Below are 25,635 nucleotides of genomic sequence, written 5' to 3'. Positions count from 1 at the left end.
AATCAACGCGATACCGCGACATCCGTCGGCCGTGGCTGCCGCGCACTCAGGTCCGTTCCGTGGCGACTTGCCTGGGGATGAGAAAACGGGCGGCGAGCACGCAGAGCAGTACGGTGAACATCAGGATCAGCGCCACCAGCGCATTGATGTCGGGGGAAAAGCCAAGCCGCATCATCGCCCACAGCCTCACCGGAAGCGTGCTTTGGGTGCCGGTGACCAGGATGGTAATCATGGTCTCGTCGAACGACAGCGCGAAAGCCAGGATGGCGCCGCCGACCATTGCGCTCGACAGGTTCGGCAGGACGATGCGCCAGAACGTTTGCCAGCCGGTGGCGCCGAGATCGTAGGATGCTTCGACCAGCGTGCGGCTCATCGACTGCAGCCGCATCAGCACCGTGCGATAGACGATCGCCAGCACGAAAACCGTATGTCCGATGACCACCGTCAGCAGCGAGCGTTCAAGGCCGATCTCGCGGAAGAAGATCAGCAACGCCAGACCGCTGATGATCGGCGGCATCAGGAACGGCAGGAAGATGATGAACTGCAGCAGCGTGCGCCCGGAACGGCGGCTGTGATAGTAGAGCGCCAGAAGCGTTCCGCTGACCACCGACAGGATGACGGTGCAGACGCCGACGATCAGCGTGGTCCGCAAGGCGGCCAGAATGTCGTGGTTTTCGGCCAGGGCGACATAGGTCGCAAGCGTCGGCGAAGACCAGTCGACATTGCCATGCGCAATGGTGAAGAACGACGACACGATCGGCACGGCCAGCGGGCTGTAGAGCAGCACCGCGACCAATGTCGTGATCGCAGCCAGAAAGACGGTGGATAGCCGGGGCAGGGCGGTCATATCGCTGTCCCCCGGTTGCGGCCGAAGCGCTCGCCGACAAGAATTGCCGCGATCACCACGACAGCCAGCGCCACTGACAGCGCCGCTCCGAACGGCCAATTGTAGGCCGTGCCGAACTGGCTGTAGAGGATGCGGCCGAAGGTGAAGCCGCTGATCCCGCCGACCATTTGCGGCGTCAGGAAATCGCCGATCGCCAATACGAACACGAAGCTCGCCGCGGAGGCGACGCCGGGCAGGCTGAGCGGCAAGGTGATGCGCAGGAACGTCTGCAGGCCGCTTGCGCCCAGATCGTCGGAGGCACGCAGCAGCACCTGCGGAATCCGCTCCAGCGACAGGAAGATCGGCAGGATGGCGAACGGGATCAGCAGCAGCGTCAGCGTCAGCAGGATGGCGTTCATGTTGAACACGAAAAGCGTCGACGGCTCCTGCAGGATGCCGAGCCCGACCAGTGCCTTGTTGAGAAAGCCGTTAAGGCCGAGGATGCTGCGGATCGCATAGATCTTGATGACGTAGCTCATCAGCAGCGGCACCAACAGCAGCATCAGCAAGGCATAGCGCCAGCGCCCCTTGAGGGTCGTCAGGAAATAGGCGGCGGGATAGGCGAGCAGAATGCAGATTGCCGCCACCGAGAGACACAAAACGATGGTGTTCCAGAATACCGGAAGAAAGATCGGATCGGTGAAGAAGCGGACATAGTTGCCCAGTGACAGCGTATGAACGATCGTGCCCTGGTCGACGCTGAAGAAGCTATAGCCGAGGAAGATCGCCAGCGGCACGAGGACGAAGACCACCGGCAAGGCGAAAGCCAGCACCGTCACCAGCAGCGACCATCGCCGTTCTGCGAGCGGTATCGTGCCGGTTCCGCTCATGCCAGCACCAGGTGACCTTCATGCGGCGCAAACGCGAGGGAGATCGTCGCGCCGGATTGCAGCGTGCTGCCGTCGACCCGGCTCGGCATGCGCAGCCGCAAGCGTTGCCCAGCATGGTCGGCGCCGACCGTGATGGTGGCAACGGTCGACGAGCCGGCGAAGGCCATGTCGGCGATCGTGCCGGAAAAGCGGTTGTCCGTGTCCTTTGCGTCGGCAAGGTGCAAGGCCTCGGGACGGAACGCAGCGAAGGCACTGGCGCCATCCGTCGCGGACTTCAAATGCGGCTGGTCACGGATCGAACAGACCAGGCGTCCGAGCGTCGTCTCGATCGATCGCAGTTCGCCCTGGACGGATCCAAGCTTTCCGGCCACTAGATTGTTTTCGCCGAAGAAGCGCGCCACGAACTCGCAATTCGGCTTGTAGTACAGCTCGTGCGGTGTGCCGAGCTGGCGGATATGGCCGGCCTGCATGACGCATATCCGATCGGCCATGCCGATCGCTTCTTCCTGGTCGTGGGTGACGAACAGGAAGGTGGTTTTGATTTCGCGCTGGATGGATTTCAGGAACTCCTGCATTTGCCGGCGCAGCTCCAGGTCGAGCGCTGCCAGCGGCTCGTCGAGCAGGATCAGGCGCGGCTGGCAGATCAGCGCGCGGGCCAAGGCGACGCGCTGGCGCTGGCCGCCGGAGAGCTGGGCCGGAAAGCGGTCGGTGAAACGCCCGAGCTGGACAAGCTCCAGCGCCTCCGCGACGCGGCGCGCAATCTCCTTGCGCGGCAGGTGGCGAACCGAAAGCCCGTAGCCGACATTGCCGGAAACGGTCAGATGCGGGAACAGCGCATAGTCCTGGAACACGGTGTTGAATGGCCGCCGGTTGATCGGCATGCGGCTGATGTCGTGGCCGTCCAGCCGGATCTCGCCCGACGTCAGTGGTTCCAGCCCGCCGATCAGCCGCAGCACCGTGGTCTTGCCGGAGCCTGACGGCCCAAGAACGGTCAGGAACTCACCGTCCTTGATCGACAGGTCGATGTCGTGCAGCACCGGAACGGTGCCGTAGGATTTCGAGACGGACCGCAGCGTCAAGAGGTCGGTGTTCTGGTTCATAGAATACTCTCGCATACGCTTCGGCGGTCCGGAACGTCCGGACCGCCGGGTCCTTCGAAGTCTTCGTGCGGAAAGATCAGGGCGTGGCCTTGATCTCGTTCCACATGTCCGACCGCTTCAGCGGATCCTCGACATTGTTGAGCCAGACCAGCTTGTCGTTGCCGCCGGCGCTGCCGGTCTCCGTCACCGTGTTGCCGAAACCAGTGCGCTCGGAAAGCTCGCCGCTGACCTTCTTGCTCAGCATAAAGTCGATCCATTTCTCGGCCGCCGCATTGTCGCGGACGCCCTTGGAGATGACCCAGTTGTCGAGCCAGGCAAGCGCGCCTTCGCTCGGATTGACGTAGGCGACATGGGCGCCGATCTTCTGCAGTGCCTTGACCTGCTGCTGGCCATAATTGGCCCAGATCAGTGCCACGTCATTGTTCTGATAGATCTGCTGCGCCTCGTCGGCGGTGGTGTAGAAGCTCAGCACATTGCGCTTGAGTTCGACCAACTTGGCCTTGACCGCCGCCATCTGTTCTTCATTCAGATTGAACGGATCCTTGTAGCCGAGCGTCAGCGCGGTGAACGAGAAATTGTGCTCGCCATTGTCATAGGCCAGGACTTTGCCTTTGTAGGCCGGGTCCCACAGGACCGACATCGATGTCGGTGCCGGCTTGACCTTGTCGGTGTCGTAGATCAGGCCGATCGAGTCGAAGCAGAACGGAATGCCATAGACCTTGCCGTCCTTGGTGACGCCGCTCACCGCCGTGAGATCGCGGAAGCGCGGCAGCACCTCTTTCTGGTTGGCCAGCTTCGTCACGTCGATCGGCGACACCAGATCGGCCTTGATGTAGCGCTGCAACTGGGCCGTGTTGACGGCGAAGACGTCGAAGTCCTGCCCTTCGCTGCCCTTGATCTTGGCCCAGATCTCGTCATCGCTGCCGATGAAGACGACATCGACGCCGACGCCGGTTGCCGCGGTGAAATCCTTGACCCAGTCCGGGTCGGCGTAGCCGTCCCAGGCCAGAACCCGAAGGTTCGCGGCCAAGGCTGCCGATGTCATCAGGCCGATGCCGAGGCCGATTGCCGCCATTCTTAGAAACAGTTTTTTCAGTCCCATTTTTAATCTCCCATTGTCGTTCTGGTGGACCGCAGTTTCCGGACCTTTGCCGTCACAGCTGGGTGACGGCGACCAGTCCCTCGTCCGGCACCGACTCCATCCGGTTGCGCAGTGGCTTTCCGAATGTCTGTGCCTGGATTTCATACTCGTCGCCGGAAGCCGTCTTGATGCCGGAGGCGTAGCTCATCACCGCCGCGCCGAAGAAGTAGGCATGCAGGTCGCCTGCTCTGCGGTGCATCGGGTAGCGGAAATGGAAATGTTCGAGATTGGCGATCGAGTGCGACATGTGCGCCTCGCCCGACAGGAACTCCTGCTCCCAGACGACGGCGCCGTCGCGCAGGATGCGGGAACGGCCGCGCACTTCATCGGGCAGGTCGCCGATCAAAAGCTCCGGGCCGATCGAGCAGGAGCGGAGTTTTGAATGGGCAAGATAGAGGTAGTTCTCGGCTTCCGTGACATGGTCGGAGTATTCGTTGCCGAGCGCATAGCCGATGCGATAGGGGCGGCCATCCGGCCCATTGAGATAGAGCCCGACGATCTCGGCCTCTTCCGCGCCGGCGCGCGCGAAGGCCGGCATCGGCAGCGCAGCGCCGGGCGGCACGACGCAGGTGCCGACGCCCTTGAAGAACCATTCGGGCTGGATTCCGATCTGCCCGGCGGCGGGTTTGCCGCCCTCGAGACCCATGCGGAAGATCTTCAGTGAATCGGATTCCTCGGCGTCCTCGCCATGCGTAAGCACATGCATCTTGTCGCGTGCCGCGGCGCTGCCGGTATGGGTCAGGCCCGTGCCGGTGACCAGGAAGCGCGCCGGTTCCGGATGGTCGACCGGGGCCAGCACGCGGCCGTCGCGCAACAGCTCGTCATAGTCGACCGTTGCAGTGCCCCTCCGCTTCTCGACAAGTGCGGCGATGGAAACGCCCTCAGCAATTGCCGCTTCGGCCAGTTCCAGCACGGTGCTGGTCTTTTCGAGCGGGTGCAGGTGATTGCCGTCGTCGGAGACGCGGCCAACCCGCCTGTTGCCATCGGGCATTCTGAACTGAACAAGACGCATGAGGTACCTTCTTCCCTTGAAGCCGTGCGGGTCACACCCAGCCCGCATCGACGATGAATTGCTGGCTTGTGCACATGCGGCTGTCGTCGGCGGCGAGGAACAGCGCCATGCGCGCTATATCGGAGGGCTGCAGCCGGTCGGGCAGGCACTGTCGCTCCTCGATCTGCCGCTCTCCGGCCGGGTTCAGCCACAAGCGCATCTGGCGCTCTGTCATCACCCAGCCAGGCACCATGCAGTTGACGCGGATGCGCTCGGGACCAAGCTCGCGGGCCAGCGCCCGCGTCATGCCGTAAACCGCCGCCTTGGCCGTCACATAAGCGGGGCAATCGGGATCGCCGACCATCCAGGTGATGGAACCGAAATTGATGATCGATCCGCCGCCCAGCGAGCTCATCTGCGGCCGCACCGCTTGCGCCGCAAAGAACTGGTGGCGCAGATTGACCGCCATGCGGTCGTCCCAATAGGCGACCGTCACGTCACTGGTTTGATGGCGATCATCGTTGCCGGCATTGTTGCACAGAACCTGGATCGGGCCGTTGTGCTGCATCGCTTGCACCGTTGCGGCCTGCAGTTGCTCGACGTTGCGCAGGTCGCAGGCAATGAACAGCGGCGCACGATGTCCATCAGCCGCGATCGCGTCGACCAGGCGCCGGGACGGCTCCTCGGCCCGATCGACAAAGGCAACGCGGCTGCCTTGCGCGCAGAAATGGCGCACCAGGCTTTCGCCGATGCCGCTGCCACCGCCGGTTATGAAGACGCTGCGGCCTTTGAGGCTGGGGTACGTGGCGTAGCCGCCGATTTCATCCATCGCGCGCGCCTCTCTAGTGGGAATGCCGGGGGATGCCGGCATCGCGCCGACCGACGAGAAAGTCGAAATCGCAGCCCTTGTCGGCCTGCAGGACGCGCTCGACATAGAGGCTCTGGTAGCCGCCTTCGGGCGGCGTCGGCGGCTGCCAGTTGTGTCGGCGGATAGCCAGTTCCTCGTCCGACACCAAAAGCTCCAGGCGCCGGCCGGCCACGTCCAGCTCGATGAGATCGCCATCGCGCACCAGCGCCAGCGCCCCGCCGGCCGCTGCTTCCGGTGCCACATGCAGCACCACGGTGCCGTAGGCGGTGCCGCTCATGCGCGCGTCCGAGATGCGCACCATGTCGGAGACGCCTTGCTTCAGCAGCTTGGCCGGCAGCGGCATGTTGCCGACCTCGGCCATCCCGGGGTAGCCACGCGGTCCGCAGTTCTTCAGCACCATCACTGAAGAGGCGTCGATATCCAGCTCCGGATCGTCGATGCGGGCGTAGTAGTGCTCGATGTTTTCGAAGACGATCGCCTTGCCGCGATGCTGCATCAGCTCGGGCGTTGCCGCCGACGGTTTGATGACCGCCCCGTTGGGCGCCAGATTGCCACGCAGGATCGAGATGCCGCCTTCCCTGGTCAGCGGGTCGCTCAGCGGGCGGATGACCTCGGTGTTGTAGTTGGGCGCGCCGTCGATCAACTCGCCAATGGTCTTGTTGCTGACGGTCATGGCGTCGCGATGAAGAAGCCCCACTTCATCAAGCGACGCCATGACCGCAGCCAGCCCCCCGGCATAGTAGAAATCTTCCATCAGGAACCGGCCCGATGGCATCAAATCGACAATGGTCGGAACGTCGCGGCCAAGGCGGTCCCAGTCATCGAGGCTGAGATCGACGCCTACACGGTTGGCGATGGCGATCAGGTGCAGCACTGCATTGGTCGAGCCGCCGATTGCGCCATTGACGCGAATAGCGTTCTCGAACGCTTGCCTGGTGAGAATCTGCGCGATCGTCACATCCTTGCGGACCAGCTCGACGATCTGGCGTCCGGCCATCTGGGCGAGCACGCCACGGCGTGAATCCACCGCCGGGATCGCGGCATTGTCCGGCATGCCGATGCCGAGCGCCTCCACCATGCTGGCCATGGTCGAAGCCGTGCCCATTGTCATGCAGCTGCCCGCCGACCGGCTCTGGCCCTGTTCGGCGGCCAGGAAATCGGCGACCGGCATGCGGCCGGCCTTCACCTCTTCGGCGAATTTCCAGACATGCGTGCCCGAGCCAATATCTTGTCCGCGGAACTTGCCGTTGAGCATCGGTCCGCCGGAAACGGTGATGGTCGGCAGATTGCATGATGCAGCACCCATGAGCAGCGCAGGCGTGGTCTTGTCGCAGCCGACCAGCAGGATGACGCCGTCGATAGGATTGCCGCGGATGGATTCCTCGACATCCATGCTGACCAGATTGCGAAACAGCATGGCGGTGGGGCGCATGTTGCTCTCGCCCAATGACATGACCGGAAATTCCAGCGGCAGGCCGCCGGCTTCATAGACGCCACGTTTGACGTGGTCGGCCAGGGCGCGCAGATGCGCGTTGCATGGTGTCAGTTCCGACCAGGTGTTGCAGATGCCGATCACCGGGCGGCCGTCGAAAGCGTCGGCGGGAATGCCTTGGTTCTTCATCCAGCTGCGGTGCATGAAGGCATTCTTGCCTTCGCCGCCGAACCAGGCCTCGGACCGCAGCTTGCGTTTGGTCTCGGTCACGAAGCCAGCTCCCGATTGGCGCGGCGCCTGTTGCGGTTCTCGACACTGCGGCGCACGTCTTCCTCGGCATCGTCGATGAGCACCAGCAGCGCCTTTTGCGCGCCGGCGGCATCGCGCGCGGCGATCTTCTCAGCCACTTCCCGGTGCAGCGGCAAAGAGTGGCGCTGTCCTTCCGGATTGTCGTTGGAGAGGCGGAAGCTCATCACCAGCGCGGTTTCGACCAGTGCAGCGAGCGAGCCGATCAGCTCGTTGCCCGTCATGCGCAGAATGGTCTGGTGGAAAAGCAGGTCAGGCTTGGCGAAGCGGTCGCCGTCGTCGACAACGGCTTCCATTTCGGCGAGCGCGGCGTTGATCTCGGCGATCTGCGCCGGCGTGGCGCGCTGCGCGGCGAGTGCGGCCGACATCGGCTCGATGGCCCGGCGCAGTTCGAACAGCGCCCGCACATCGTCGGCGCTGACACCTCTGGCGTAACGCCACGACAGGACGTCCGGGTCGAGGAAGTTCCAGTCGGAGCGGGGACGCACCCTTGTGCCGGTCTTCGGCCGCGATTCGACAAGCCCCTTGCCGGCCAGCACCTTGATCGCCTCGCGCAGCACCGTGCGGCTGACCCCCAGCATCTCGCTGGAATCGTCCGCATTGGGCAGTGCCTCGCCGGGCAGGAAATCGCCCTGCACGATGCGCAACCCGATCTGCTCGACAACCGTCGCATGCAGTGCCGTGGAGCCGCTGGAAACCGCGACGGCGACTCGCGAAGTCCGCGCCGTGCTAAAAGATTTCTTATTCTTCATACTATTCATATGATATGTCTTATAGCCGTGGCGATTGGAGTCAAGGGATGGGGACATGCCGATGACAAAGAATTCAGCAGCCGTTGTGGGGCAGCAACTGCTTTCGATCAGCGACGGCATTGCGACGGCGGAGATTGCTCCGGCCGCCGGCGGTGCGGTAGCGTCGTATCGCTGGCGGCAAGACGGCTCTGTCGTGGACTTGCTACGCCCGGCCGATCAGGCGGCGATCAGCCGCCGCGATGCCGGCGCCATGGCCTGCTTCCCGCTGGTTCCCTATTCCAATCGCATAAGGGGTGGTCGCTTCGCCTTCGCTGGTCGTACCGTCACACTGCCGACAAGCCCCGATGACCCGCATCATGAGCACGGCCATGGCTGGCGTCGGCCATGGACAGTCGGGCGACACGAACCCAGCGCTGTCGTCTTGCGCTATCGCCACGCCGCCGACTCCTGGCCATGGAGCTACGAGGCCGAGCAAGTCATCTCGCTGGCCGATGGCAGTCTGGGCATCACCATTTCGCTGCGCAATCTCTCGGACACGCCGATGCCGGCCGGGTTCGGCCTGCATCCTTATTTCCCATCGACGCCGTGGACGCATGTCCAGGCGCCGGTGTCCGGCATGTGGGAGACCGATGCGGACATCTTGCCAACCCGCCACGTCCTGCCGCCGGCCGGTGCCAACCCCACCACGGGCTTCGATGTGTCCGAGACGGACTTCGATACCGTCTTCACCGGATGGACGCGCCGGGCCCGGATTTGCTGGCCGGAACATGGACGGCAACTGGAGATCGAGGCCGAGATGCCGCTCGATTTCCTCGTACTCTACACGCCGCCCGGCGAGCCGCTCTTTTGCGCCGAGCCGGTCACCAACATCACCGATGCCTTCAACCGCGACGCGGGCATCGACACCGGCCGCATCGTGCTGGCGCCCGGCCAGATGCGATCCGCCAGTGTTCGCTTCACGCCCTCACAGGCGGCCTGACCGAAGTCGAACCGTCCAAAGGGGTCGGTTCAGAACGGATAATGCTGGCCCGGATCCTCGATCGTCACCCAGCGCAAATCGGTGAACTCGGCGATCGATGCCTTGCCGCCGAAACGGCCATAGCCCGAGCCCTTGACGCCGCCGAACGGCATTTGTGCCTCGTCGCCGACGGTTGGGCCATTGATATGGCAGATGCCGGCTTCGATGCGCGCGGCGACCGCCATGGCACGCTTGATGTCGCGGCTGAAGACGGCTGACGACAGGCCGTATTCGGTGTCGTTGGCGACACGCACGGCCTCGTCCTCGCCCTTGACCCGGATCACCGGCTTGACCGGCCCGAAGGATTCTTCGGCATAGACGCGCATGGCCGGCGTGACGTGGTCGAGCAATGTCGCTTCCACCACGGTGCCACTGCGCTTGCCGCCGGCCACGAGCCTGGCGCCCTTGGCGACGGCATCGGTGATGAGTTCCTCCATCTTGTCGGCCGCTTGGCTGCTGATCAGGGAGCCCAGTACGACATGGCCGCGTGGATCGCCCGCCGGCAGTTGCGACGCGCGTGCCGCGAGCTTGGAAACGAATTCATCGGCGACCTTTTCGTCGACGATCAGACGCTCGGTCGACATGCAGATCTGGCCCTGATGCATGAACGCGCCGAAGGTGGCGGCGTTGACGGCCGCGTCGATGTCGGCATCGTCCAGCACCAGCAACGGCGCCTTGCCGCCGAGTTCGAACAGCGCCGGCTTCAGGTGCCGTCCAGCGAGTTCGGCGATGATCCTGCCCACCTTGGTCGAGCCGGTGAAGTTGACGCGCTTGACTGCAGGATGCGCGACCAGCGCCTCGACAATGCCGGCGGCGTCCTTCGGATCGTTGGTGACGACATTGATGACGCCCTTCGGCAGGCCGGCCTCGACCAGCACCTGGCCGATCAGCCGGTGTGTGCCGGGGCACATTTCGGAAGCTTTCAGCACCACCGTGTTGCCGCAGACGATCGGCATGGCGATGGCGCGGGTGCCGAGAATGACCGGCGCATTCCACGGCGCGATGCCGAGGCACACGCCAGCCGGCTGGCGGATCGCCATGGCCAGCGTGCCCGGCTTGTCGGATGGGATGATCTCGCCCGAAATCTGCGTCGTCATCGCCGCCGCCTCGCGCAGCATGTTGGCCGCCAGCATGACGTTGAAGCCGGCCCACGGGCCGGTCGCGCCGGTCTCTTCCATCATCAGCTTGGTAAACTCGCCGACCTTCGAGGCCATGACGTCGGCCGCTTTGCTCAGCAAGGCGCGGCGCTCACCGGGCCCGGTCTTCGACCAGGCCGGAAAGGCGGCCGCTGCGGCCTCTACCGCGGCGTTGGCGTCAGCAATGCTGGCCGCGGCGGCGCGTGTCGCCAGCCTGCCGGTGAACGGGTCCATGCGCTCGTAGGACGCCGCACCTGAGGCAGCCCGTTCGTCGCCATCGATCAGAAGTCCGATGTCCATGACTGTCTCCATCCCTCTATTCTTGTTTGCCCATGATCTTTTCCGAAAACCGGTTCCCGCTTTTCAGGATCATGGTCTAGAATCCGAACATTTCGGCGTTGATCGATGCTTCGAGGCCACCATCGACCGGCACGTTGGCGCCGTTGATCCAGCGCGCGCCGTCCGAGCACAGGAACAAGACTACCGGTGCGATATCGCCCGCTGTGCCAGCCCGTCCGACCCTGGCAATGTCGCTGTCGACGCGGGCGTCGCCGAGCACGGTGCGGAACTGTTTGAGGATCGGTGTCTCGACCGGGCCAGGGCTTACCGCATTGACGCGGATGCCGCGGCGTTTGAACAGATCCTGGTGCGCCGCACGGAAGGTCCATAGCAGCAGCAGTTCCTTGGAGACGGGATAGCCTTCCTCGTTCCTGACTGCGTGGTCGCAGACCACCTCGGCGACATCGGGAAAACCTTCGATGCCGACCATCGAGGCGGCGCGATTGAGATGGGCGCGCCAGCCATAGCCGGCGATCGAGGCGACGTTGACGATGGCGCCGCCTTCGCGAAGTTTTGGCACAAGTCCTTCCGAAAGCGCCCGCAGCCCGAAGAAATTGACGGCCAGTGTCGCCGCCGCACCGGTGTTGCCGGAGAGGCCAGCGACATTGCAGAGTGCGTCGATACGCTGCGGCAGACGCGCGATGAGATCGTCGACACCAGCCTTGCTAGAGATGTCGGCCTTGACGAAGCTGCCAACCGCGGCAGCCGGCTCACGCACATCGACGCCGATCACATCGGCGCCGAGCTGGCCGGCGAGTTCCGTGGTGCGCGCCCCAATGCCGGAAGCGACGCCGGTGACAAGGATGGTCTTGCCGAAGAGCATGGTCATGCCTTTTCCTGATGCTTCGTGGTTTGTTGTGGCGTCGCGTCGTCATCTGCGGAGGCAGCTGCGAGCCTGACGCGATAACCGACCGGCAGCAGGCGAAGCCCAAAGCGCTCCTCGATCGTCCCCCACAGGCCGCGCGGCAGGAAAAGTGAGAAGACCACAGCCGTGGCGCCGAGCCCGACCAGGTACCAGACGCCGGTGCCGCCGAACCATGTCTCGATGAGGAAGAACACCAACGCGCCGAGAATAGCGCCCTCGAAAGTGCCGATGCCGCCAACCAGCACCATGAAGATCATGTAGGCGGTCCATTGCACGTTGAAGTAGGTCTTCGGCTGGAAGGTGATGGAGGTCGCCAGCCACAGCGCACCGGCAATGCCGATGCCGAAGGCAGCGAGCACGAACAGCAGCCGCTTGGTGCCGGTGACGCGCACGCCGACCGAGGCGGCGGCGTCCTCATTGTCCCGTATCGCGCGGATCGCGGCACCGGTGCTGCCGCGCAGCAGACCAAACAGGATGGCAAGCAGCGCGGTCATCGAGGCCAGCGCCAGCCAGTAGATCGTCGCTCGCCTCGTGCCGGCGTCGTAGACATTCAGCGAGATCAGCGAGGTGCCGGTTTCGCCCTGCACCAGCCGGTCGAGATTGACCAGCAGATGCGTCAGCGCGGCGATCACCCACATGCCGATGGCGAATTCGCCATTTCTCAGCCGCAGCATGACCAGCGAGAGCGGGATAGACACCACGCCAACGACAAGGCCCGAGGCGAACAGCGCCAGGAACGGGTTGAGGCCCGCATCGGCCAGCCGGATGGCGAAATAGGCGCCGAGCCCGAAGAACACCTGCTGGCCGACCGAGACCAGGCCGCCGAAGCCGGCCAGCGCATTCCACATCGCCGCCAGGATTACATAGATGAACAGTGCGGTCATGCGGTCGACCGCGCCGGCCGACAGGAACTGCGGCGCGATCGCCAGCAACGCGATGATGACGGCGACGGCCATCGCGGCGATCCGCGACGTCGCCGTGCCGCGCTCGATGACAGGCATGGTGGCGAGAGTGCTCATGACGTCTTCCCGAGGCGCAGCAGGCCGCGCAGGCCGAGGCCGGACGTGGACAGCCGCACAAAAAGGACGACGAGAAAGACAGCGTGGCCGCCGATCAGGAACCCCTGCGGATGCACTTGCGCGCCAAGCGTCTGCGCAAGCGCCAGCACGATGCCACCAATCAGCGTTCCCCACAGCGAACCGGCGCCACCGATCACCGCCGCCTCGAAAGCGAACAGCAATTGCGGCGCCCCGGCATAGGGATCGAAGGTGGCGCGCATGCCCAGGAACGCGCCGGCAAGACCGACCGTGACCATGGCGATGGCCGCGGCAATGGCGTTGGCGCGGCGGGCGTCGACACCGACCAGGCCGGCCGTATCGGGGTCTTCCGAGGTGGCGCGAATCGAGCGGCCAAGCCTGGTGTGCGTGAGGAACAATTGCAGCCCGCCGAGCAGGACAATTGCGGTGGCGAACATTATCACCGCGAGCTTGCCGACATATATGCTGCCTGGCCATTCCCAGGAATCATAGGACAGGCTGCCGATATAGGGCGCCAGCGAACGCGTGTCGGCGCCGAACTGCTCGAACAGCAGATTGTCGATGACGATGGCCAGGCCGAACGTCGTAAGGATCGGCAGCAGGGCTCCACCGCGCGCGCTGCGTTCGAGCAGGAAGCGCTGCAGCGCCCAGCCGATCGCCGCCATCAATGGCAGCACGATGAGCAGGCCGACAAAGGGCGAGACGTTGAATCGCGAGGCCAGCAACCACAGCGCATAGGCGGAAAACACGGCAAGGCTGCCATGGGCGAGGTTGATGATGCGCATCACCGAAAACATGAACGACAGGCCGCAGGCGATCAGCGCGTAGTAGCCGCCGAGTAGGATGCCCTGGATGATCTGGTTGCTCATGCGGGAACGCTCCCGGTGCTTTTCCGGGGCAGGCCGAAATAGGCCTTCGTCACCTCGTCGCGCGAAACCTCCTTGCTTGCTCCTTCGAGCGCGACACGCCCTTCGAGCATGCAGATCACCCTGTTGGATACAGCGAGCGCCCGGTTGAGGTCCTGTTCGACCAAGATGATCGTCGTGCCCGAAGCGATCAGCCCTTGCAACGCGGCGTAGACACGGTCGACGATCAGCGGCGACAGACCGAGCGAAACCTCGTCGAGCAGCAGCAGTTCCGGGTTGCTCATCAAGGCCCGGCCGATCGCCGTCGCCTGCTGCTCGCCGCCCGAAAGGTGGCCCGTCTTGGTATGGCGGCGCGGCTTGAGGTTGGGGAACATCTCGAGCACCTTGTCGACGCTCCAGTCGCCCGGCCGGCCGACGGTCCTGCCGAGCAGGAGGTTCTCCTCGACCGTCATCTGCACAAACAGTTTGCGTCCCTCCGGCACCAGCGCGATGCCCATGCCGACGCGCCTGTGCGACGGCACGCTGGTGAGATCGGCGCCGTCGAGCAGCACGCGGCCGGCGGCCGGCTGATGCGCCCCGGCGATGGCCCGGAGTAGCGTCGTCTTGCCGGCGCCATTGGCACCGACCAGCGCCAGCGTCTCGCCGCGTTCGACGGTCAAGCTCACGCCGCGCACCGCCTGCAGCAGGCCGTGCCGGACAACCAAGTTCTCGACCGACAGCAGGCTCATTTCGGGCCTCCGCCGAGATAGGCACGCACGACCTCGGGGTCGGCCATCACCGCTTGCGGCTCGCCATCGGCGATGATCTTGCCGGCATCCATGCAGATCAGCCGCTCGGCCACCTGCAGCAGGATATGCACGATGTGCTCGATCCAGACGATGCCGATCTTGCGCCGGCGCAATTCCTTGATCGTGTCGACAAGTTCGCCGGCTTCGCCATCGGTCAGTCCGCCGCCGATCTCATCGAGCAGCAGCAGCCTCGGTCTTGCGGCAAGCGCCCTTGCCAGTTCCAGCCGCTTGCGGTCGAGCAGCCCGAGCGTTTCGGCGCGCCGGTTGGCGACGCCCAGCATGCCGCACAGTTTCAGCGAGCCGAGCGCCTCTTCATAGGCCTCGTCGCGGCCGAGACCGGCGCCGTGCGAGGCGGCGACGAAGACATTCTCGAAGGTGGTCATACCGCTGAACGGCTTTGGCACCTGGTGCGTGCGCACCAGGCCGAGCCGGCAGCGCTGCGTCGCCGGCAGTGCGGTCACATCGCCACCCCTGAAGCTGACAGTGCCCGAGCTTGGTGGAAAAGCTCCGGCAAGCACGCTGAGCAGCGTCGTCTTGCCTGCACCGTTCGGGCCGACAATGCCGACCGCCTCGTCGGCGGCCATGGTGAAGTCGACGGCATCCAGCACCACGAGTGCGCCGAAGCGCTTGTGGATAGCGGCGGCGGCGAGGATCGCCTGTTGTTGCGGATGGGTCACCAGGCGATCCTCGTCAGCGGTCCATCAGCCGTTGTAAGGCACAAGCTTGGCTTCGATGGGCACTTTCGGGTCCGTTGCATTCTCGGTCACGACATAGTCGAGCGGGAACTTGGCTCCTTCCTTGGCGGCCACCCATTGCGTGCCGATGATCGGGCCGGGCGAGACATTGGCCACCGGGCCGCTGGTGAAGTCGACCTTGCCGATCATCGTCTCGGTCTTGAGCTGGCTCAGCGCCTTGGCCACCGCGGCCTTGTCCTTGGCGTCGCTGCTTGCCTTCAGCGCTTCGAAGCCGGCGTCGAGCAGCGACATCGAGGCGCCAAGCTGCTGCGTCCACTGCTTGCCGCTCGCCGCCTCGTAGCCGTCGGCCAGCTCGGTTCCCGAAACGCCGGTCAGCGGCGACTTGTAGGGGAATGCCTTGTGCCAGTAGGCGGCACTCGAAATCTTCATGCCGAGATCGCCTAGCGCTTCGATATCCGAGGGGAACAACCCGGTCTTGGCGACCTGGCAGATCTTGATCTGCTTGATCAGCCCTTGCTGTGCCGCCTGTCGCCAGAACGCCGCGAAGTCCGGCGGGATCGGGAAGGAATTGAAGATCTCGACGCCTTCCTGTTTGAACAGCGCGATCTGCGAGGAATAGTCGGTGGTGCCGGTTTCATAGGCGCCGGGATCGACGATGGTGAACCCCTGCTTGGCCAGCAGTGGCGCCAGATTGGCGCGGATGGCGTTGCCGTCGGCGTCGTTCGGATACATGACGCCGACCTTTTTGTTGGTCTCGATCAGGTTCCACTGCGAGATGTAGGTCTTGAAGAACTCGCCGACGCCGAAGCCGAAATGATAGGTCCATTTGAACGGCGAGGGCGCGCCGGGCTTGGCGCCGCGGCCGAAGTACCAGGCCTCCCAAGGCATGACTGTCGACAGGCACGGCACCCCTGCGGCTTCGCAGGCGTCGGCCACCGGGTTGATCACCTCGGGCGTCGACACCGCCAGCATCAGGTCGATGGCCTGGTTGTTGATCAGGTCCTTGGCCAACTGGCCAGCGCGCGACGGGTCGGACTGCGTATCCTGGTCGAGGATTTCGACGTTGTACTTCTTGCCGCCCAGGTCGAGGCCGCCGGCCAGCGCCTTGCGGGCCAGGTCGAGCACGTAGCCGTCGGTCTGGCCGAAACCGGCGAGCGGCCCAGTGCGCGGACTGACGAAGCCGACCTTGAGCGTGTCGCCTGCTTGAGCAAAGGCGCCGCGGCCGCCAAGCGCGAGCGCCGTGCCGCCGGCAATCGATGTGGCGATGAACTGGCGTCGCGATAGGCCCGGAATTGTGGATCTGCTGCCAATGGCGTGGGTCATATTTTCCTCCCTCTGTGGCTCCTCCATCGTCACAGTGCACCACCGGTTTGGTTCGGTAAAATGATATTTTGCGGTGTTTCATTAACCCCTGGGTTAGGAAACTGCCCGGCCGAGACGACGTCCGGTTGGAATGTCCGAGACGTCAGCTGCATTGCCTTGCCGCTTCGCGGATGGTCTGCAGCAGGATGGAGAAGGCCGGCGAGGGCGCCGTGTCCGTCCGCATCGTCAGGCCGACCGGGCCCTTGGTTTCCTCGGTGTTGACCGGCAAGGCGACGAAGGCACCGCTGCCCAGTTCATTGGCAACGACGCCGGCCGAAATGATCCAGACGGCATTGCTCTGCCGCAGGAAGGCGCGACCGAACGAGTCCGAGACGGTTTCGATCTCGGTTGCCGGCGCGGTCATGCCGTTGGTGATGAACAGCCGGTCGACGAAGGGACGGATGACGGATTCCCGCGTCGGCATCAGCATCGGGAATTCGTCGAGGCGCGCGAACACGTCCCGCTCGGGATCAAGCAGCGGATGTCCCGCTCGCACCACGAACAGCACCTGTTCGGAGTAGAGGTGCTCGAAGAAGAAGCCGGTCATGTTCTCCGGCGCTGCCAGCCGCCCGACAACGAGATCGAGCGCGCCGGTGCGCAATTGTTCGAGCAGCACCGCGTTCTCGCCGGTGACGATCTTGATCGCCGCCCCGGTGCCCTCCTTGAGGAACAGGGTCATGGCAAGCGGCATCACCCGCGCCGACACCGTCGGCAGCGCGCCGATGCGGATCGGGTGCCGGTTGACCGCCCCATCCTGCCGAACGGAATCGACGCCTTGCTTGAGCGCCGTGATCGCCGTGCCGGCATGGCGAAGGAAGATCTCGCCGATGCGCGTCAGCCTGATGCCGCGGCCATCGCGTTCGACCACCGCGACGCCGAGCGCCTCTTCCAGTTCGCGCAACGTCTTGGTCACCGCCGGTGGGCTGACATGCAGCAAACCGGCCGCTCGCGCCACGCTTCCTTGCCGTGCAACTTCCAGGAATGCCTGCAGGTGACGGAACCGGATGCGGCTCTCGGACATGGATTTGATAACCCCTAAGTTAATGAAACGGCGCAAAATATCATTTTACCGAACCAAATGCCTTGTGCAATGTGGAGATGGAGGATCGAAATCGTGCCATTCGTCACCATTGGCGGCATCACGCTGCATCACCGTCACGTCAGGGCGAACGGCAGTGCGCGCCCGATCGTGTTCATCAATTCGCTCGGCACCGACTTCCGGATCTGGGACGAAATTGTCTCGGCTCTTGATGGGGAAATGCCCTTGCTGGTCTATGACAAGCGCGGCCACGGCCTGTCCGACATCGGCGACATCTGGTCGATCGACGATCATGTCGACGATCTCTCGGCGCTCCTCGATCATTTCGGGTTGGAGAAGGTCGTACTGTGCGGCCTGTCGGTGGGCGGCATGGTCGCGCAAGGCCTCTATGCCCGGCGACCCGAGATCATCGAGGCCATGATCCTATGCGACACGGCCCACAAGATCGGCACGACGGACAGCTGGAACACGCGCATCGCAACGGTCGAAAGCAAAGGGATCCAGGAGATTGCCGATGGTGTGCTCAAAGTGTGGTTCACCCCCAGCTTCCACGCAACGCGTTCAGCCGAGCTCGACGGCTACTGGAACATGCTGACCAGGCAGGCGCTCGCCGGCTATCTCGGGACATGCGCGGCCGTTCGCGACGCCGATTTCACCGAGGCCGCGCGCCGTATCTCCGTACCGACGCTTTGCATCGCCGGTGATCAGGACGGCTCGACGCCTCCCGATCTTGTCCGCTCGCTGGCCGCTCTCATTCCTGGCGCGCGCTTCGAGATCATCCGCGACGCCGGACATATTCCCTGTGTCGAACAGCCCGAAGCACTTGTCGCCCTGATCCGCCATTTTATCGCATCGCTTGCCCTTGGAGCCGAAACCCATGGATGAAGTCCCCGGCAACACCGCCAGATATCGCACGGGCCTTGGCGTACGGCGGTCCGTGCTCGGCGATCCGCATGTCGACCGGGCCGAGGTCGCCGCCACCGGTTTCGACCAGCCTTTCCAGGAGCTGATCACCGAGGCCGCCTGGGGGACGGTGTGGGCACGGCCGGGCTTCACCAAGCGCGAGCGCTCGATCGTCACGCTGGCGCTGCTGGCAGCACTCGGCCATGATGAGGAGGTCGCCATGCATGTGCGCGCCACCGCCAACACCGGTGCCTCGCGTGACGACATCTGCGAAGCGTTCCTGCATGTCGCCATCTATGCCGGCGTGCCGGCCGCCAACCGTGCCTTCAAGATCGCCAAGGACGTGTTTTCGGAAATGGACGGAGCCAAGAATGCCCGCTGAGTCCGGATCGAACCGGAGGCCCGAGACAGGCGCCTTCTTCCAGCGCGACCGGACATGGCATCCGCCGGCGCTGACGCCGAACTACAAGACTTCCGTACTGCGTTCGCCGCAGAAGGCACTGCTCGCCTTCGACAACACGCTTTCGGAGATTGCCGGCCCGCTCTTCGGTCACGCCATACTCGGCGAACTCGACGCCGACCTGATCCACAATTTCGCCAGACCCGGCGAGAGCGCCATCGGCGAGCGCATCATCGTCCATGGGCGGGTGCTCGACGAACGTGGCGTTGGCGTGCCCGGCGCACTGCTCGAATTCTGGCAGGCCAATGCCGGCGGCCGCTACCGCCACAAGAAGGACGGCTACCTGGCGCCGCTCGACCCGAACTTCGGCGGCTGCGGCCGCGCCATCACGAGTGAGGATGGCGGCTATGCCTTTCGCACCGTCAAGCCCGGTCCCTATCCCTGGCCGAACGGGCCGAACGACTGGCGGCCATCGCACATCCATTTTTCGGTCTTCGGCCATGGCTTCGCGCAACGGCTGATCACGCAGATGTATTTCGAGGGCGACCCGCTGATCTGGCACTGCCCCATCGCGCGCGGCATTCCCGACAAGGCAGCGATCGAAACGCTGATCGCTGCGCTCGACATGCAATCGACTATCCCCTTCGACGCGCGCGCCTACAAGTTCGACATCGTGCTGCGCGGGCGCCGCTCCTCGCTGTTCGAAAACAGGCTGGAGGGCAATTGATGGCCCAGTCGCTCGACCGGCTCAGGGAAAGCCCCTCGCAAACCGCGGGACCCTACGTCCATATCGGGCTGACGCCGAATTTCTGCGGCATCGGCGGCGTCTACCCGAGCGATCTTGGCGCCGCCATGGTCAATGATAAGACCAGGGGCGAGCGCATCGGCCTGCGCATCCGCGTGCTCGACGGCACCGGCACGCCGCTCAAGGACGCGCTGATCGAGATCTGGCAGGCGGATGCCGACGGGCTATACAATTCGCCGGCGGAACTGCGCGGCACGGCCGATCCGAACTTTTTCGGCTGGGGCCGCTGCCCGACAGACATGGACACCGGCCGGTGCACGTTCGACACCATCAAGCCGGGTCGCGTGCCTTTCGCCGATGGCCGCCTGATGGCGCCGCATATCACGCTCTGGATCGTCGCCCGTGGCATCAATCTCGGCCTGCACACACGGCTCTATTTTTCCGACGAGGAGAAGGCCAATGCGCAGGATCCGATCCTGGCGCGCATCGAGCACCGCATCCGCGTGCCGACGCTGATCGCCGAGCGCACCGGCGATATTTATGTCTTCGACGTCCATCTCCAGGGGGAGAAGGAAACGGTCTTCTTCGACAGCTAGGAGGCCCGCGCCATGACCGTTTCGCCCTTCGACCATCCATTGCTCTCCGCTCTTCTCGGCGACGAGGAAGCGAGCCGGCTTTTTTCCGTCGAGGCGGAAATCGAGGCGATGCTGGCCTTCGAGCGCGCGCTGGCGGAAGTGGAGGCGGAAAACGGACTGATCACGGGGGAGGCGGCAGCAGCCATCGTGGCTGTGCTCAGCACATTCCGGCCCGACACCGCCTTGCTGCGCGCCGGTGTCGCCAGGGACGGCGTCATCGTGCCGGAACTGGTGCGCCAGATCAGGGCGGCGGTCGGCGAACCGCATGGTGCCTCCGTTCATTTCGGCGCGACCAGTCAGGATGTCATCGACACCGGCCTGATGCTTCGGCTCAAATCCATCGTCGAACATCTTGGCCTGCTGTTGACCGAAACCGGCATGCGCCTCGCCTCGCTCGAAGAGCGTTTTGGGGGCAGGGCGCTGACCGGGATCACCCGCATGCAGAACGCTATTCCCATCCGGGTATCGAATCGCGTGGCAGCATGGCGGGCGCCGCTGCAACGACACCAGGAGAGGCTGGTGGAACAGTCGAGGCGCCTGTTGGTGGTGCAGTTCGGCGGCGCGGCCGGCACGCTGGAAAAGTTGGATGACAAGGGGCCGGCGGTGCGCGCGGCCCTCGCGGCAAAGCTTGGCCTTGCCGATGCGCCGCAATGGCATAGCCAGCGCGATTCGCTCGCCGATTTCGCCGGCTGGTTGTCGCTGGTGACGGGCAGCCTCGGCAAGTTTGGCCAGGACATCGCCTTGATGGCGCAAGGCGGCGCCGACATCGAAATCTCTGGCGGTGGCGGCTCGTCGGCCATGCCGCACAAGCAGAATCCGGTAAAGGCCGAGGCGCTGGTGGCGCTTGCCCGTTTCAACGCCACGCAGCTTTCCGGCATACATCAGGCGCTGGTGCATGAGCAGGAGCGCTCCGGTGCTGCCTGGACGCTGGAATGGCTGCTGCTGCCGCAGATGGTGGTGGCGACAGCCGCGTCGCTGCGCCTTACCGCCGAACTGGCCGGGCAGGTCGAAAGCCTGGGACGCTGATGCGCACGCAGATCCTCATTGTCGGGTCCGGACCGTCCGGCCTGCTGCTTGGCCAGCTTCTCGGCACGATCGGCATCGAGACGGTCATTCTGGAGCGCGCCAGCCGCGAGCATGTGCTCGGCCGCGTGCGCGCCGGTGTGCTCGAACAGGGTACCGTCGAGTTGCTGGAGGAAGCGGGTGCCGCGGCACGGCTGCACGCCGAAGGGCTGCCGCATTCCGGCATCTCGCTCGCCTTCGACGGACGTCTGCACCGCATCGACATCGAGGCGCTGACCGGCGGCAGGCATGTCACCGTCTACGGCCAGACCGAAGTGACGCATGATCTGATGGACAAGCGCGATGCGGCAGGACTGACCACGATCTACGAGGCGGCAAACGTCACGCTGCACGATTTCGACGGCAAGGCGCCTTTTACCACCTATGACAAGGACGGCGTCACCCATCGCATCGAGTGCGATTTTATTGCAGGCTGTGACGGCTATCACGGCGTCAGCCGCAAATCGGTGCCTGAGCGCGCGCTGAAGACCTTCGAGCGCCACTATCCGTTCGGTTGGCTCGGCGTGCTGGCCGAAGTGCCGCCGGCCGACCACGAACTGGTCTACGCCAACCATGAGCGGGGTTTTGCGCTGTGCTCGATGCGCTCGACGCATCGCAGCCGCTACTATGTCCAGTGCCCCGAGGGCGACCGCGTCGAGGCGTGGTCGGACGACCGCTTCTGGGACGAGTTGCGCCGCCGCCTGCCGGAGCAGACGGCGGCAAGCGTCGTCACCGGCCCATCCTTCGAGAAGTCGATCGCGCCGCTGCGCTCCTTCGTTGCCGAGCCGCTGCGTTTCGGCCGGCTGTTCCTGGTCGGGGACGCCGCCCACATTGTGCCGCCGACCGGCGCCAAGGGCCTCAATCTCGCCGCCAGCGATGTACGCTACTTGTTTGCCGGTTTGCGCGACTTCTACCGTGACAAATCGATGGCCGGCATCGATGCCTATTCAGGCAAGGCGCTGGCACGGGTCTGGAAGGCGGTGCGCTTTTCCTGGTGGATGACGACGATCCTGCACCGCTTTCCCGACACCGGCGATTTCGGTCAGCGCATCCAGGAGGCCGAGCTCGACTACCTCGTACACTCGCGTGCAGCGTCGACTGCGCTCGCCGAGAACTATGTGGGCCTGCCTTACTAGTTTTTCGTATAGTCAGGCCCAAACCGTGTCGGCAGGCCGTCGGCGAGTTTCAACCAAGGGAGCTTCTCCTCAAAAGCGACATGCAGTGTGGGTGCAAATTTTTCCGGCTCCTCCATCGCTGCGGCAAAAAAATGCATTACACCGGACATGTTCTTTGAGCGGAAGGACAGCGGCGAGCCACATTCATCGCAAAATGTTCTTTCCACACCGGGAGAAGAGTTGAATACCTTCGGTGGCTTGCCCAGCCATCGCCATTGGCTGTCCAAGACGCCAATGTAGGTGGTCATCGGCGCAGAACATTGGCGCCGACAACTTTCACAATGACAGCTCACGCATGCTTGTGCCGGGCCATCGACTTCGAAAGCAATAGCGCCACATAAGCAATGACCGCGCATGCAAATTCTCCTTGAGTCAACTGACCTGACCAATAATTTGTACCGGGAGCAGTAAGAGAGTCGCCATGAGATACGCCGAGCTGGCGCTCAATTGCGACATTCGGCGCTAGTGATTGTTCTCGCGTGCGCGGGGAGTTGTTTTGGCCTTGGCGGCCATCAGATTGGCGCTTCGCCTTTATGAGTCCGCGGCCTGATGCATGTCGCCCAAAAGTGGTCCCGGTCTTGGGACAACGACATGCATAAAACATAGCCTCAAAGCGCGGCGCGCTATATGGGCCGCATCGCCGGCGATCTTCATTCAGCGTCTTTTTGCCTGGCAAGATCCGACAGCATCGGCCGCTGCCCCTTGAGGATCTTGACCTCGGCCTCGGGCAAGGTGAACCAGCCGGCCCTGTCGACTTCCGGGAATTCCTTCATTGATCCCGACCTTGGCGGCCATTCCATGGTGAAGGTGTTGCTCCTGATGGCTGCCACATCGATGTCGATACGCGCCTCGACGGACCACGCCATGACGATCTTTCCACCCGGCTGCCTGTAGTCGCCGAGCCGCGTGAAGGGACCATCGATCTTGATGCCGAGCTCTTCCTCGGTCTCGCGTCGCGCCGCCGACAACTCGTCCTCGTTCTCATCGACGAGGCCCTTCGGTATCGACCACGCACCATCGTCCTTCTTCGCCCAGAACGGTCCGCCCGGATGAACCAGAAGCACCCTGAGATCGCCCCTGTTTCGACTGTGGATCAGCAGCCCCGCACTACGTTTTGCCATTTTTTAATGTCCGTTTGTAAAGCTGGTTGTGAAGGCGGCGGTCCACCGATTCCCCTGGATCATGGGCGCCGACCTTGCGCCGAATGATTGCGACGCTATGTCAGGTGCGACTGCATTGCTCCTCACCCGCTAGTCCGGCAATCTGACCATGGCTTATTTGGCGGCTCGAAGGCTAGATGAGGCGTGACGATGCAACTCGGTCTTATTGGCTACTACAGCGACTTCGTGGTGTATCCGCTGGTGATCGCCGTGCTGGCAGTGGCCGGGTTGATCGAGGCCGGCGAAGACAATGCGCCGGGCTGGATAGTCACTGTCGTCGCCTGCCTCTTGCTCTGGACGTTGACCGAATACGTCCTGCACAGGTTCGTCCTGCACCGCATCCCCTACATCAAGGACCTGCATGATCGTCACCATGTCGAAGAGCGCAGTTCGGTGGGCACGCCGACCTGGCTCAGTCTGGGAGTGCATGCGCTGGTCGCGTTTTTCCCGGTCTGGATGATTTCAGGTTTCGCCGCCGCAAGCGCGGTAAGTTGCGGACTGATGCTGGGCTACCTCTGGTACATCAGCGTCCATCACATGATCCATCATTGGCACCCCTCCCATCCGAGTTATCTCTACACACTCAAGCGCCGTCACGCCGTGCATCATCATGTCGACGAAACGGTCAATTTCGGTGTCACGTCCATATTCTGGGATCGTGTTTTCGGCACGGCGCGGCTCTGAAGCCAGGGGCACGTGCCTCGGTCGTTCAACGCCTTTTTGCGCGACCGCCTAGGGATTTGGCTCCGCGAGGTCCGCTCTGAACCGGCGTGTTGCTCTGGTTTTCGTCGGACAGTTTCCGCCAGCGGGCAAGACGCTCCGGATCGAGCGTGCCTGCCTTCAAGGCAGCCTGCACCGCGCAGCCCGGTTCATGCACGTGTGTGCAGTCGCGGAACTTGCAGAGCGGCGCGAGCTCGGTGATTTCGGCAAACAGCGTGTCGATGCCGTAGGCGACGTCGCTGACCTGCAGCGTCCGCATTCCCGGCGTGTCGATCACCCAGCCGCCACCGGCAATGGCGTGTAGCGACCGCGACGTGGTGGTGTGGCGGCCCTTGGCGTCGTGTTCGCGGATGTCTCCGGTCTGTTGCGGCAAGCGCTGGGCCGATCCGGCCAGCGTGTTGACCAGCGTCGATTTGCCGACGCCGGAGGAACCGACCAGCGCGACCGTCTGGCCGGCACCGCACCAGGCGACGAGCGCGGTTGCCGCATCCGATGTGCGCGGGTTCAGCGTCACCACCGCCAGGCCGCGCTGCAGCGCGGCAGCCTGCCGCTGATACGCCTCGGCGTCGGCGGCGGTATCGGCCTTGGTCAACAGGATCACCGGCGTCGTTCCGGCCTCGTTGGCCAGCGCCAGATAGCGCTCGAGCCGGGCTGGATTGAAGTCGGCATTGCATGAGGTGACGATGAACAGCGTGTCGACGTTGGCCGCTGCCAGCTGCGGCACCCTGCCGCCCTGGGTGCGGCGTTCCAGCACCGTCTTGCGGGTCAGGCGGCGCTGCACAAGCCGGTCATGCGCGTCGACGAGCACCCAGTCGCCGACGGCATAGTCGCCGGTGTTCGCCTGCGCCGGCAGCGTGAGATCGATTGGCCCTGCCTGGGACAGGCCGGTCAGGCGGTCGCGATGGACCGTGGCGATCCGCGCAGGGACGAGATTGGCTTCGCCGGGCTCGAGCTGGTCGCCGAAAAAATCCGTCCAGCCCAGGCTGGCGAGAGATGGCATGGAGGGATCCGTCACGGCTTTGACCGGGGGTACGGCGTCGCAGACATCGGACAGGATCCCTGGCAGGTGGGGCGTGAACGGGGCGGGGGCGATTGCCCTGCCGTGTATGGGCGGCACGGCGGCATTTGGCAAGGCGGGCCTTGCCGATGGCCCGCGCGGCAAGCATCTAGTCGGAACCTATCCCGTCACACGGCGATCTGGGATCCCGCCGCACGACGGGAGGCTTCGTTCTGATCGAGGAATGTCATTTTTCATATCGTCAACAAATAAATTGACGCTCGTAATGTTTTTGCGCTGTACTGGAAACTGTGAAAATTGACTGAATAAGTTCGGCCAAGCATTGCCGCCCTCGGACAACGGCCGCATGACTGGTGACGGGCGGAT

At 64.0% G+C, this 25,635-nt stretch carries 27 protein-coding genes; 8 read left to right on the top strand and 19 right to left on the bottom strand.

Features of this window, described 5'->3' with window-relative positions; translation table 11 throughout:
* Positions 1-46: 46 nt before the first annotated feature.
* The 8 genes from AC1D08_RS06840 to AC1D08_RS06805 form a co-directional block, all read right to left on the bottom strand.
* Entirely contained in the window at positions 47-847 is an 801-nt protein-coding gene (locus AC1D08_RS06840) for an ABC transporter permease (protein ID WP_095080914.1), read from the bottom strand.
* Entirely contained in the window at positions 844-1,716 is an 873-nt protein-coding gene (locus AC1D08_RS06835) for an ABC transporter permease (protein ID WP_095080915.1), read from the bottom strand. Before AC1D08_RS06835 ends, AC1D08_RS06840 begins: the two co-directional genes overlap by 4 nt.
* A complete protein-coding gene (locus AC1D08_RS06830) occupies positions 1,713-2,816 on the bottom strand; it encodes an ABC transporter ATP-binding protein (RefSeq protein ID WP_457150977.1) in 1,104 nt (367 codons plus the stop codon). Before AC1D08_RS06830 ends, AC1D08_RS06835 begins: the two co-directional genes overlap by 4 nt.
* A 76-nt stretch (positions 2,817-2,892) precedes the next feature.
* Complete coding sequence (locus tag AC1D08_RS06825; RefSeq protein WP_457150976.1) at positions 2,893-3,918, bottom strand: ABC transporter substrate-binding protein; 1,026 nt, start codon at positions 3,916-3,918, stop codon at positions 2,893-2,895.
* A 52-nt stretch (positions 3,919-3,970) separates the two neighbouring features.
* Positions 3,971-4,969 (bottom strand): AraD1 family protein, encoded by a 999-nt coding sequence (gene araD1 / locus AC1D08_RS06820; RefSeq protein ID WP_457150975.1) that lies wholly within the window; start codon positions 4,967-4,969, stop codon positions 3,971-3,973.
* A 31-nt stretch (positions 4,970-5,000) separates the two neighbouring features.
* On the bottom strand, positions 5,001-5,777 hold the full coding sequence (locus AC1D08_RS06815) for an SDR family NAD(P)-dependent oxidoreductase (protein WP_457150974.1): 777 nt from the start codon (positions 5,775-5,777) through the stop codon (positions 5,001-5,003).
* Between the two features lie 13 nt (positions 5,778-5,790).
* Positions 5,791-7,518: an IlvD/Edd family dehydratase gene (locus tag AC1D08_RS06810; RefSeq protein ID WP_477225882.1), complete on the bottom strand. Its 1,728-nt coding sequence runs from the start codon at positions 7,516-7,518 to the stop codon at positions 5,791-5,793.
* Positions 7,515-8,306, bottom strand: a complete 792-nt coding sequence (locus tag AC1D08_RS06805; protein ID WP_477225883.1) for a FadR/GntR family transcriptional regulator — start codon at positions 8,304-8,306, stop codon at positions 7,515-7,517. Before AC1D08_RS06805 ends, AC1D08_RS06810 begins: the two co-directional genes overlap by 4 nt.
* Before the next feature lie 61 nt (positions 8,307-8,367).
* Between AC1D08_RS06805 and AC1D08_RS06800 the strand changes: the two genes are divergently transcribed.
* A complete protein-coding gene (locus AC1D08_RS06800; RefSeq protein ID WP_457150971.1) occupies positions 8,368-9,285 on the top strand; it encodes an aldose 1-epimerase in 918 nt (305 codons plus the stop codon).
* A gap of 29 nt (positions 9,286-9,314) precedes the next feature.
* Here the strand turns inward: AC1D08_RS06800 and AC1D08_RS06795 are convergent, their stop codons facing one another.
* From AC1D08_RS06795 to pcaQ, 8 genes are all read right to left on the bottom strand, one after another.
* On the bottom strand, positions 9,315-10,760 hold the full coding sequence (locus tag AC1D08_RS06795) for an aldehyde dehydrogenase (protein WP_457150970.1): 1,446 nt from the start codon (positions 10,758-10,760) through the stop codon (positions 9,315-9,317).
* A 76-nt stretch (positions 10,761-10,836) separates the two neighbouring features.
* Entirely contained in the window at positions 10,837-11,622 is a 786-nt protein-coding gene (locus AC1D08_RS06790) for a coniferyl-alcohol dehydrogenase (protein WP_457150979.1), read from the bottom strand.
* A gap of 2 nt (positions 11,623-11,624) precedes the next feature.
* Positions 11,625-12,683, bottom strand: a complete 1,059-nt coding sequence (locus AC1D08_RS06785; RefSeq protein WP_457150969.1) for a branched-chain amino acid ABC transporter permease — start codon at positions 12,681-12,683, stop codon at positions 11,625-11,627.
* Entirely contained in the window at positions 12,680-13,570 is an 891-nt protein-coding gene (locus AC1D08_RS06780; protein ID WP_457150968.1) for a branched-chain amino acid ABC transporter permease, read from the bottom strand. Before AC1D08_RS06780 ends, AC1D08_RS06785 begins: the two co-directional genes overlap by 4 nt.
* The gene (locus tag AC1D08_RS06775; protein WP_457150967.1) at positions 13,567-14,295 is read right to left on the bottom strand and encodes an ABC transporter ATP-binding protein; all 729 of its coding nucleotides are present in this window, start codon (positions 14,293-14,295) and stop codon (positions 13,567-13,569) included. Before AC1D08_RS06775 ends, AC1D08_RS06780 begins: the two co-directional genes overlap by 4 nt.
* The gene (locus tag AC1D08_RS06770; RefSeq protein ID WP_457150978.1) at positions 14,292-15,035 is read right to left on the bottom strand and encodes an ABC transporter ATP-binding protein; all 744 of its coding nucleotides are present in this window, start codon (positions 15,033-15,035) and stop codon (positions 14,292-14,294) included. The genes AC1D08_RS06775 and AC1D08_RS06770 overlap by 4 nt, the downstream gene beginning before the upstream one ends.
* Before the next feature lie 21 nt (positions 15,036-15,056).
* Complete coding sequence (locus tag AC1D08_RS06765; protein WP_477422808.1) at positions 15,057-16,373, bottom strand: ABC transporter substrate-binding protein; 1,317 nt, start codon at positions 16,371-16,373, stop codon at positions 15,057-15,059.
* A 142-nt stretch (positions 16,374-16,515) separates the two neighbouring features.
* Complete coding sequence (gene pcaQ, locus AC1D08_RS06760) at positions 16,516-17,433, bottom strand: pca operon transcription factor PcaQ (protein ID WP_457150965.1); 918 nt, start codon at positions 17,431-17,433, stop codon at positions 16,516-16,518.
* 93 nt (positions 17,434-17,526) lie between these two features.
* Here pcaQ and pcaD point away from each other — a divergent pair, with 93 nt between their 5' ends.
* The 6 genes from pcaD to pobA are packed head-to-tail and all read left to right on the top strand — an operon-like array spanning position 17,527 to position 22,332.
* Entirely contained in the window at positions 17,527-18,336 is an 810-nt protein-coding gene (gene pcaD / locus AC1D08_RS06755; RefSeq protein WP_457150964.1) for a 3-oxoadipate enol-lactonase, read from the top strand.
* Entirely contained in the window at positions 18,329-18,736 is a 408-nt protein-coding gene (gene pcaC, locus AC1D08_RS06750; RefSeq protein ID WP_095080935.1) for a 4-carboxymuconolactone decarboxylase, read from the top strand. Before pcaD ends, pcaC begins: the two co-directional genes overlap by 8 nt.
* Complete coding sequence (gene pcaH / locus AC1D08_RS06745) at positions 18,726-19,481, top strand: protocatechuate 3,4-dioxygenase subunit beta (RefSeq protein ID WP_457150963.1); 756 nt, start codon at positions 18,726-18,728, stop codon at positions 19,479-19,481. Before pcaC ends, pcaH begins: the two co-directional genes overlap by 11 nt.
* Complete coding sequence (gene pcaG, locus AC1D08_RS06740; RefSeq protein WP_457150962.1) at positions 19,481-20,095, top strand: protocatechuate 3,4-dioxygenase subunit alpha; 615 nt, start codon at positions 19,481-19,483, stop codon at positions 20,093-20,095. Before pcaH ends, pcaG begins: the two co-directional genes overlap by 1 nt.
* A 12-nt stretch (positions 20,096-20,107) precedes the next feature.
* Positions 20,108-21,160, top strand: coding sequence for a 3-carboxy-cis,cis-muconate cycloisomerase (locus tag AC1D08_RS06735; protein WP_457150961.1), 1,053 nt, complete (start codon positions 20,108-20,110; stop codon positions 21,158-21,160).
* Positions 21,160-22,332 (top strand): 4-hydroxybenzoate 3-monooxygenase, encoded by a 1,173-nt coding sequence (gene pobA, locus AC1D08_RS06730; protein ID WP_457150960.1) that lies wholly within the window; start codon positions 21,160-21,162, stop codon positions 22,330-22,332. Before AC1D08_RS06735 ends, pobA begins: the two co-directional genes overlap by 1 nt.
* Here pobA and AC1D08_RS06725 read toward each other — a convergent pair.
* The gene (locus AC1D08_RS06725; RefSeq protein WP_095080944.1) at positions 22,329-22,727 is read right to left on the bottom strand and encodes a GFA family protein; all 399 of its coding nucleotides are present in this window, start codon (positions 22,725-22,727) and stop codon (positions 22,329-22,331) included. The genes pobA and AC1D08_RS06725 overlap by 4 nt on opposite strands.
* Positions 22,728-23,021: 294 nt before the next feature.
* Positions 23,022-23,492, bottom strand: a complete 471-nt coding sequence (locus AC1D08_RS06720) for an NUDIX hydrolase (RefSeq protein WP_477422805.1) — start codon at positions 23,490-23,492, stop codon at positions 23,022-23,024.
* Positions 23,493-23,681: 189 nt separating this feature from the next.
* Between AC1D08_RS06720 and AC1D08_RS06715 the strand changes: the two genes are divergently transcribed.
* Positions 23,682-24,215: a sterol desaturase family protein gene (locus tag AC1D08_RS06715; RefSeq protein ID WP_457154523.1), complete on the top strand. Its 534-nt coding sequence runs from the start codon at positions 23,682-23,684 to the stop codon at positions 24,213-24,215.
* 25 nt (positions 24,216-24,240) lie between these two features.
* On the opposite strand, the gene rsgA is transcribed toward AC1D08_RS06715, so the two are convergent.
* Complete coding sequence (gene rsgA, locus AC1D08_RS06710) at positions 24,241-25,251, bottom strand: ribosome small subunit-dependent GTPase A (RefSeq protein WP_457154524.1); 1,011 nt, start codon at positions 25,249-25,251, stop codon at positions 24,241-24,243.
* Positions 25,252-25,635 lie beyond the last annotated feature (384 nt).

It is taken from the genome of Mesorhizobium sp. P2_E6, assembly GCF_056403835.1.
Note: the sequence above shows the minus strand (reverse complement) of the source record. Positions and strands in the feature narration are given on the sequence as shown.

Coding starts and splice junctions, on each gene's coding strand:
- AC1D08_RS06795 (WP_457150970.1), bottom strand. CDS start 10,760: ATGGACATCGGACTTCTGATCGATGGCGACGAACGGGCTGCCTCAGGT.
- AC1D08_RS06835 (WP_095080915.1), bottom strand. CDS start 1,716: ATGAGCGGAACCGGCACGATACCGCTCGCAGAACGGCGATGGTCGCTG.
- AC1D08_RS06785 (WP_457150969.1), bottom strand. CDS start 12,683: ATGAGCACTCTCGCCACCATGCCTGTCATCGAGCGCGGCACGGCGACG.
- AC1D08_RS06780 (WP_457150968.1), bottom strand. CDS start 13,570: ATGAGCAACCAGATCATCCAGGGCATCCTACTCGGCGGCTACTACGCG.
- AC1D08_RS06840 (WP_095080914.1), bottom strand. CDS start 847: ATGACCGCCCTGCCCCGGCTATCCACCGTCTTTCTGGCTGCGATCACG.
- AC1D08_RS06790 (WP_457150979.1), bottom strand. CDS start 11,622: ATGCTCTTCGGCAAGACCATCCTTGTCACCGGCGTCGCTTCCGGCATT.
- AC1D08_RS06805 (WP_477225883.1), bottom strand. CDS start 8,306: ATGAAGAATAAGAAATCTTTTAGCACGGCGCGGACTTCGCGAGTCGCC.
- AC1D08_RS06775 (WP_457150967.1), bottom strand. CDS start 14,295: ATGAGCCTGCTGTCGGTCGAGAACTTGGTTGTCCGGCACGGCCTGCTG.
- araD1 (WP_457150975.1), bottom strand. CDS start 4,969: ATGCGTCTTGTTCAGTTCAGAATGCCCGATGGCAACAGGCGGGTTGGC.
- AC1D08_RS06735 (WP_457150961.1), top strand. CDS start 20,108: ATGACCGTTTCGCCCTTCGACCATCCATTGCTCTCCGCTCTTCTCGGC.
- AC1D08_RS06800 (WP_457150971.1), top strand. CDS start 8,368: ATGACAAAGAATTCAGCAGCCGTTGTGGGGCAGCAACTGCTTTCGATC.
- pobA (WP_457150960.1), top strand. CDS start 21,160: ATGCGCACGCAGATCCTCATTGTCGGGTCCGGACCGTCCGGCCTGCTG.
- pcaH (WP_457150963.1), top strand. CDS start 18,726: ATGCCCGCTGAGTCCGGATCGAACCGGAGGCCCGAGACAGGCGCCTTC.
- AC1D08_RS06725 (WP_095080944.1), bottom strand. CDS start 22,727: ATGCGCGGTCATTGCTTATGTGGCGCTATTGCTTTCGAAGTCGATGGC.
- AC1D08_RS06715 (WP_457154523.1), top strand. CDS start 23,682: ATGCAACTCGGTCTTATTGGCTACTACAGCGACTTCGTGGTGTATCCG.
- rsgA (WP_457154524.1), bottom strand. CDS start 25,251: ATGCCATCTCTCGCCAGCCTGGGCTGGACGGATTTTTTCGGCGACCAG.
- pcaG (WP_457150962.1), top strand. CDS start 19,481: ATGGCCCAGTCGCTCGACCGGCTCAGGGAAAGCCCCTCGCAAACCGCG.
- AC1D08_RS06815 (WP_457150974.1), bottom strand. CDS start 5,777: ATGGATGAAATCGGCGGCTACGCCACGTACCCCAGCCTCAAAGGCCGC.
- AC1D08_RS06830 (WP_457150977.1), bottom strand. CDS start 2,816: ATGAACCAGAACACCGACCTCTTGACGCTGCGGTCCGTCTCGAAATCC.
- pcaC (WP_095080935.1), top strand. CDS start 18,329: ATGGATGAAGTCCCCGGCAACACCGCCAGATATCGCACGGGCCTTGGC.
- AC1D08_RS06825 (WP_457150976.1), bottom strand. CDS start 3,918: ATGGGACTGAAAAAACTGTTTCTAAGAATGGCGGCAATCGGCCTCGGC.
- AC1D08_RS06720 (WP_477422805.1), bottom strand. CDS start 23,492: ATGGCAAAACGTAGTGCGGGGCTGCTGATCCACAGTCGAAACAGGGGC.
- pcaQ (WP_457150965.1), bottom strand. CDS start 17,433: ATGTCCGAGAGCCGCATCCGGTTCCGTCACCTGCAGGCATTCCTGGAA.
- AC1D08_RS06765 (WP_477422808.1), bottom strand. CDS start 16,373: ATGACCCACGCCATTGGCAGCAGATCCACAATTCCGGGCCTATCGCGA.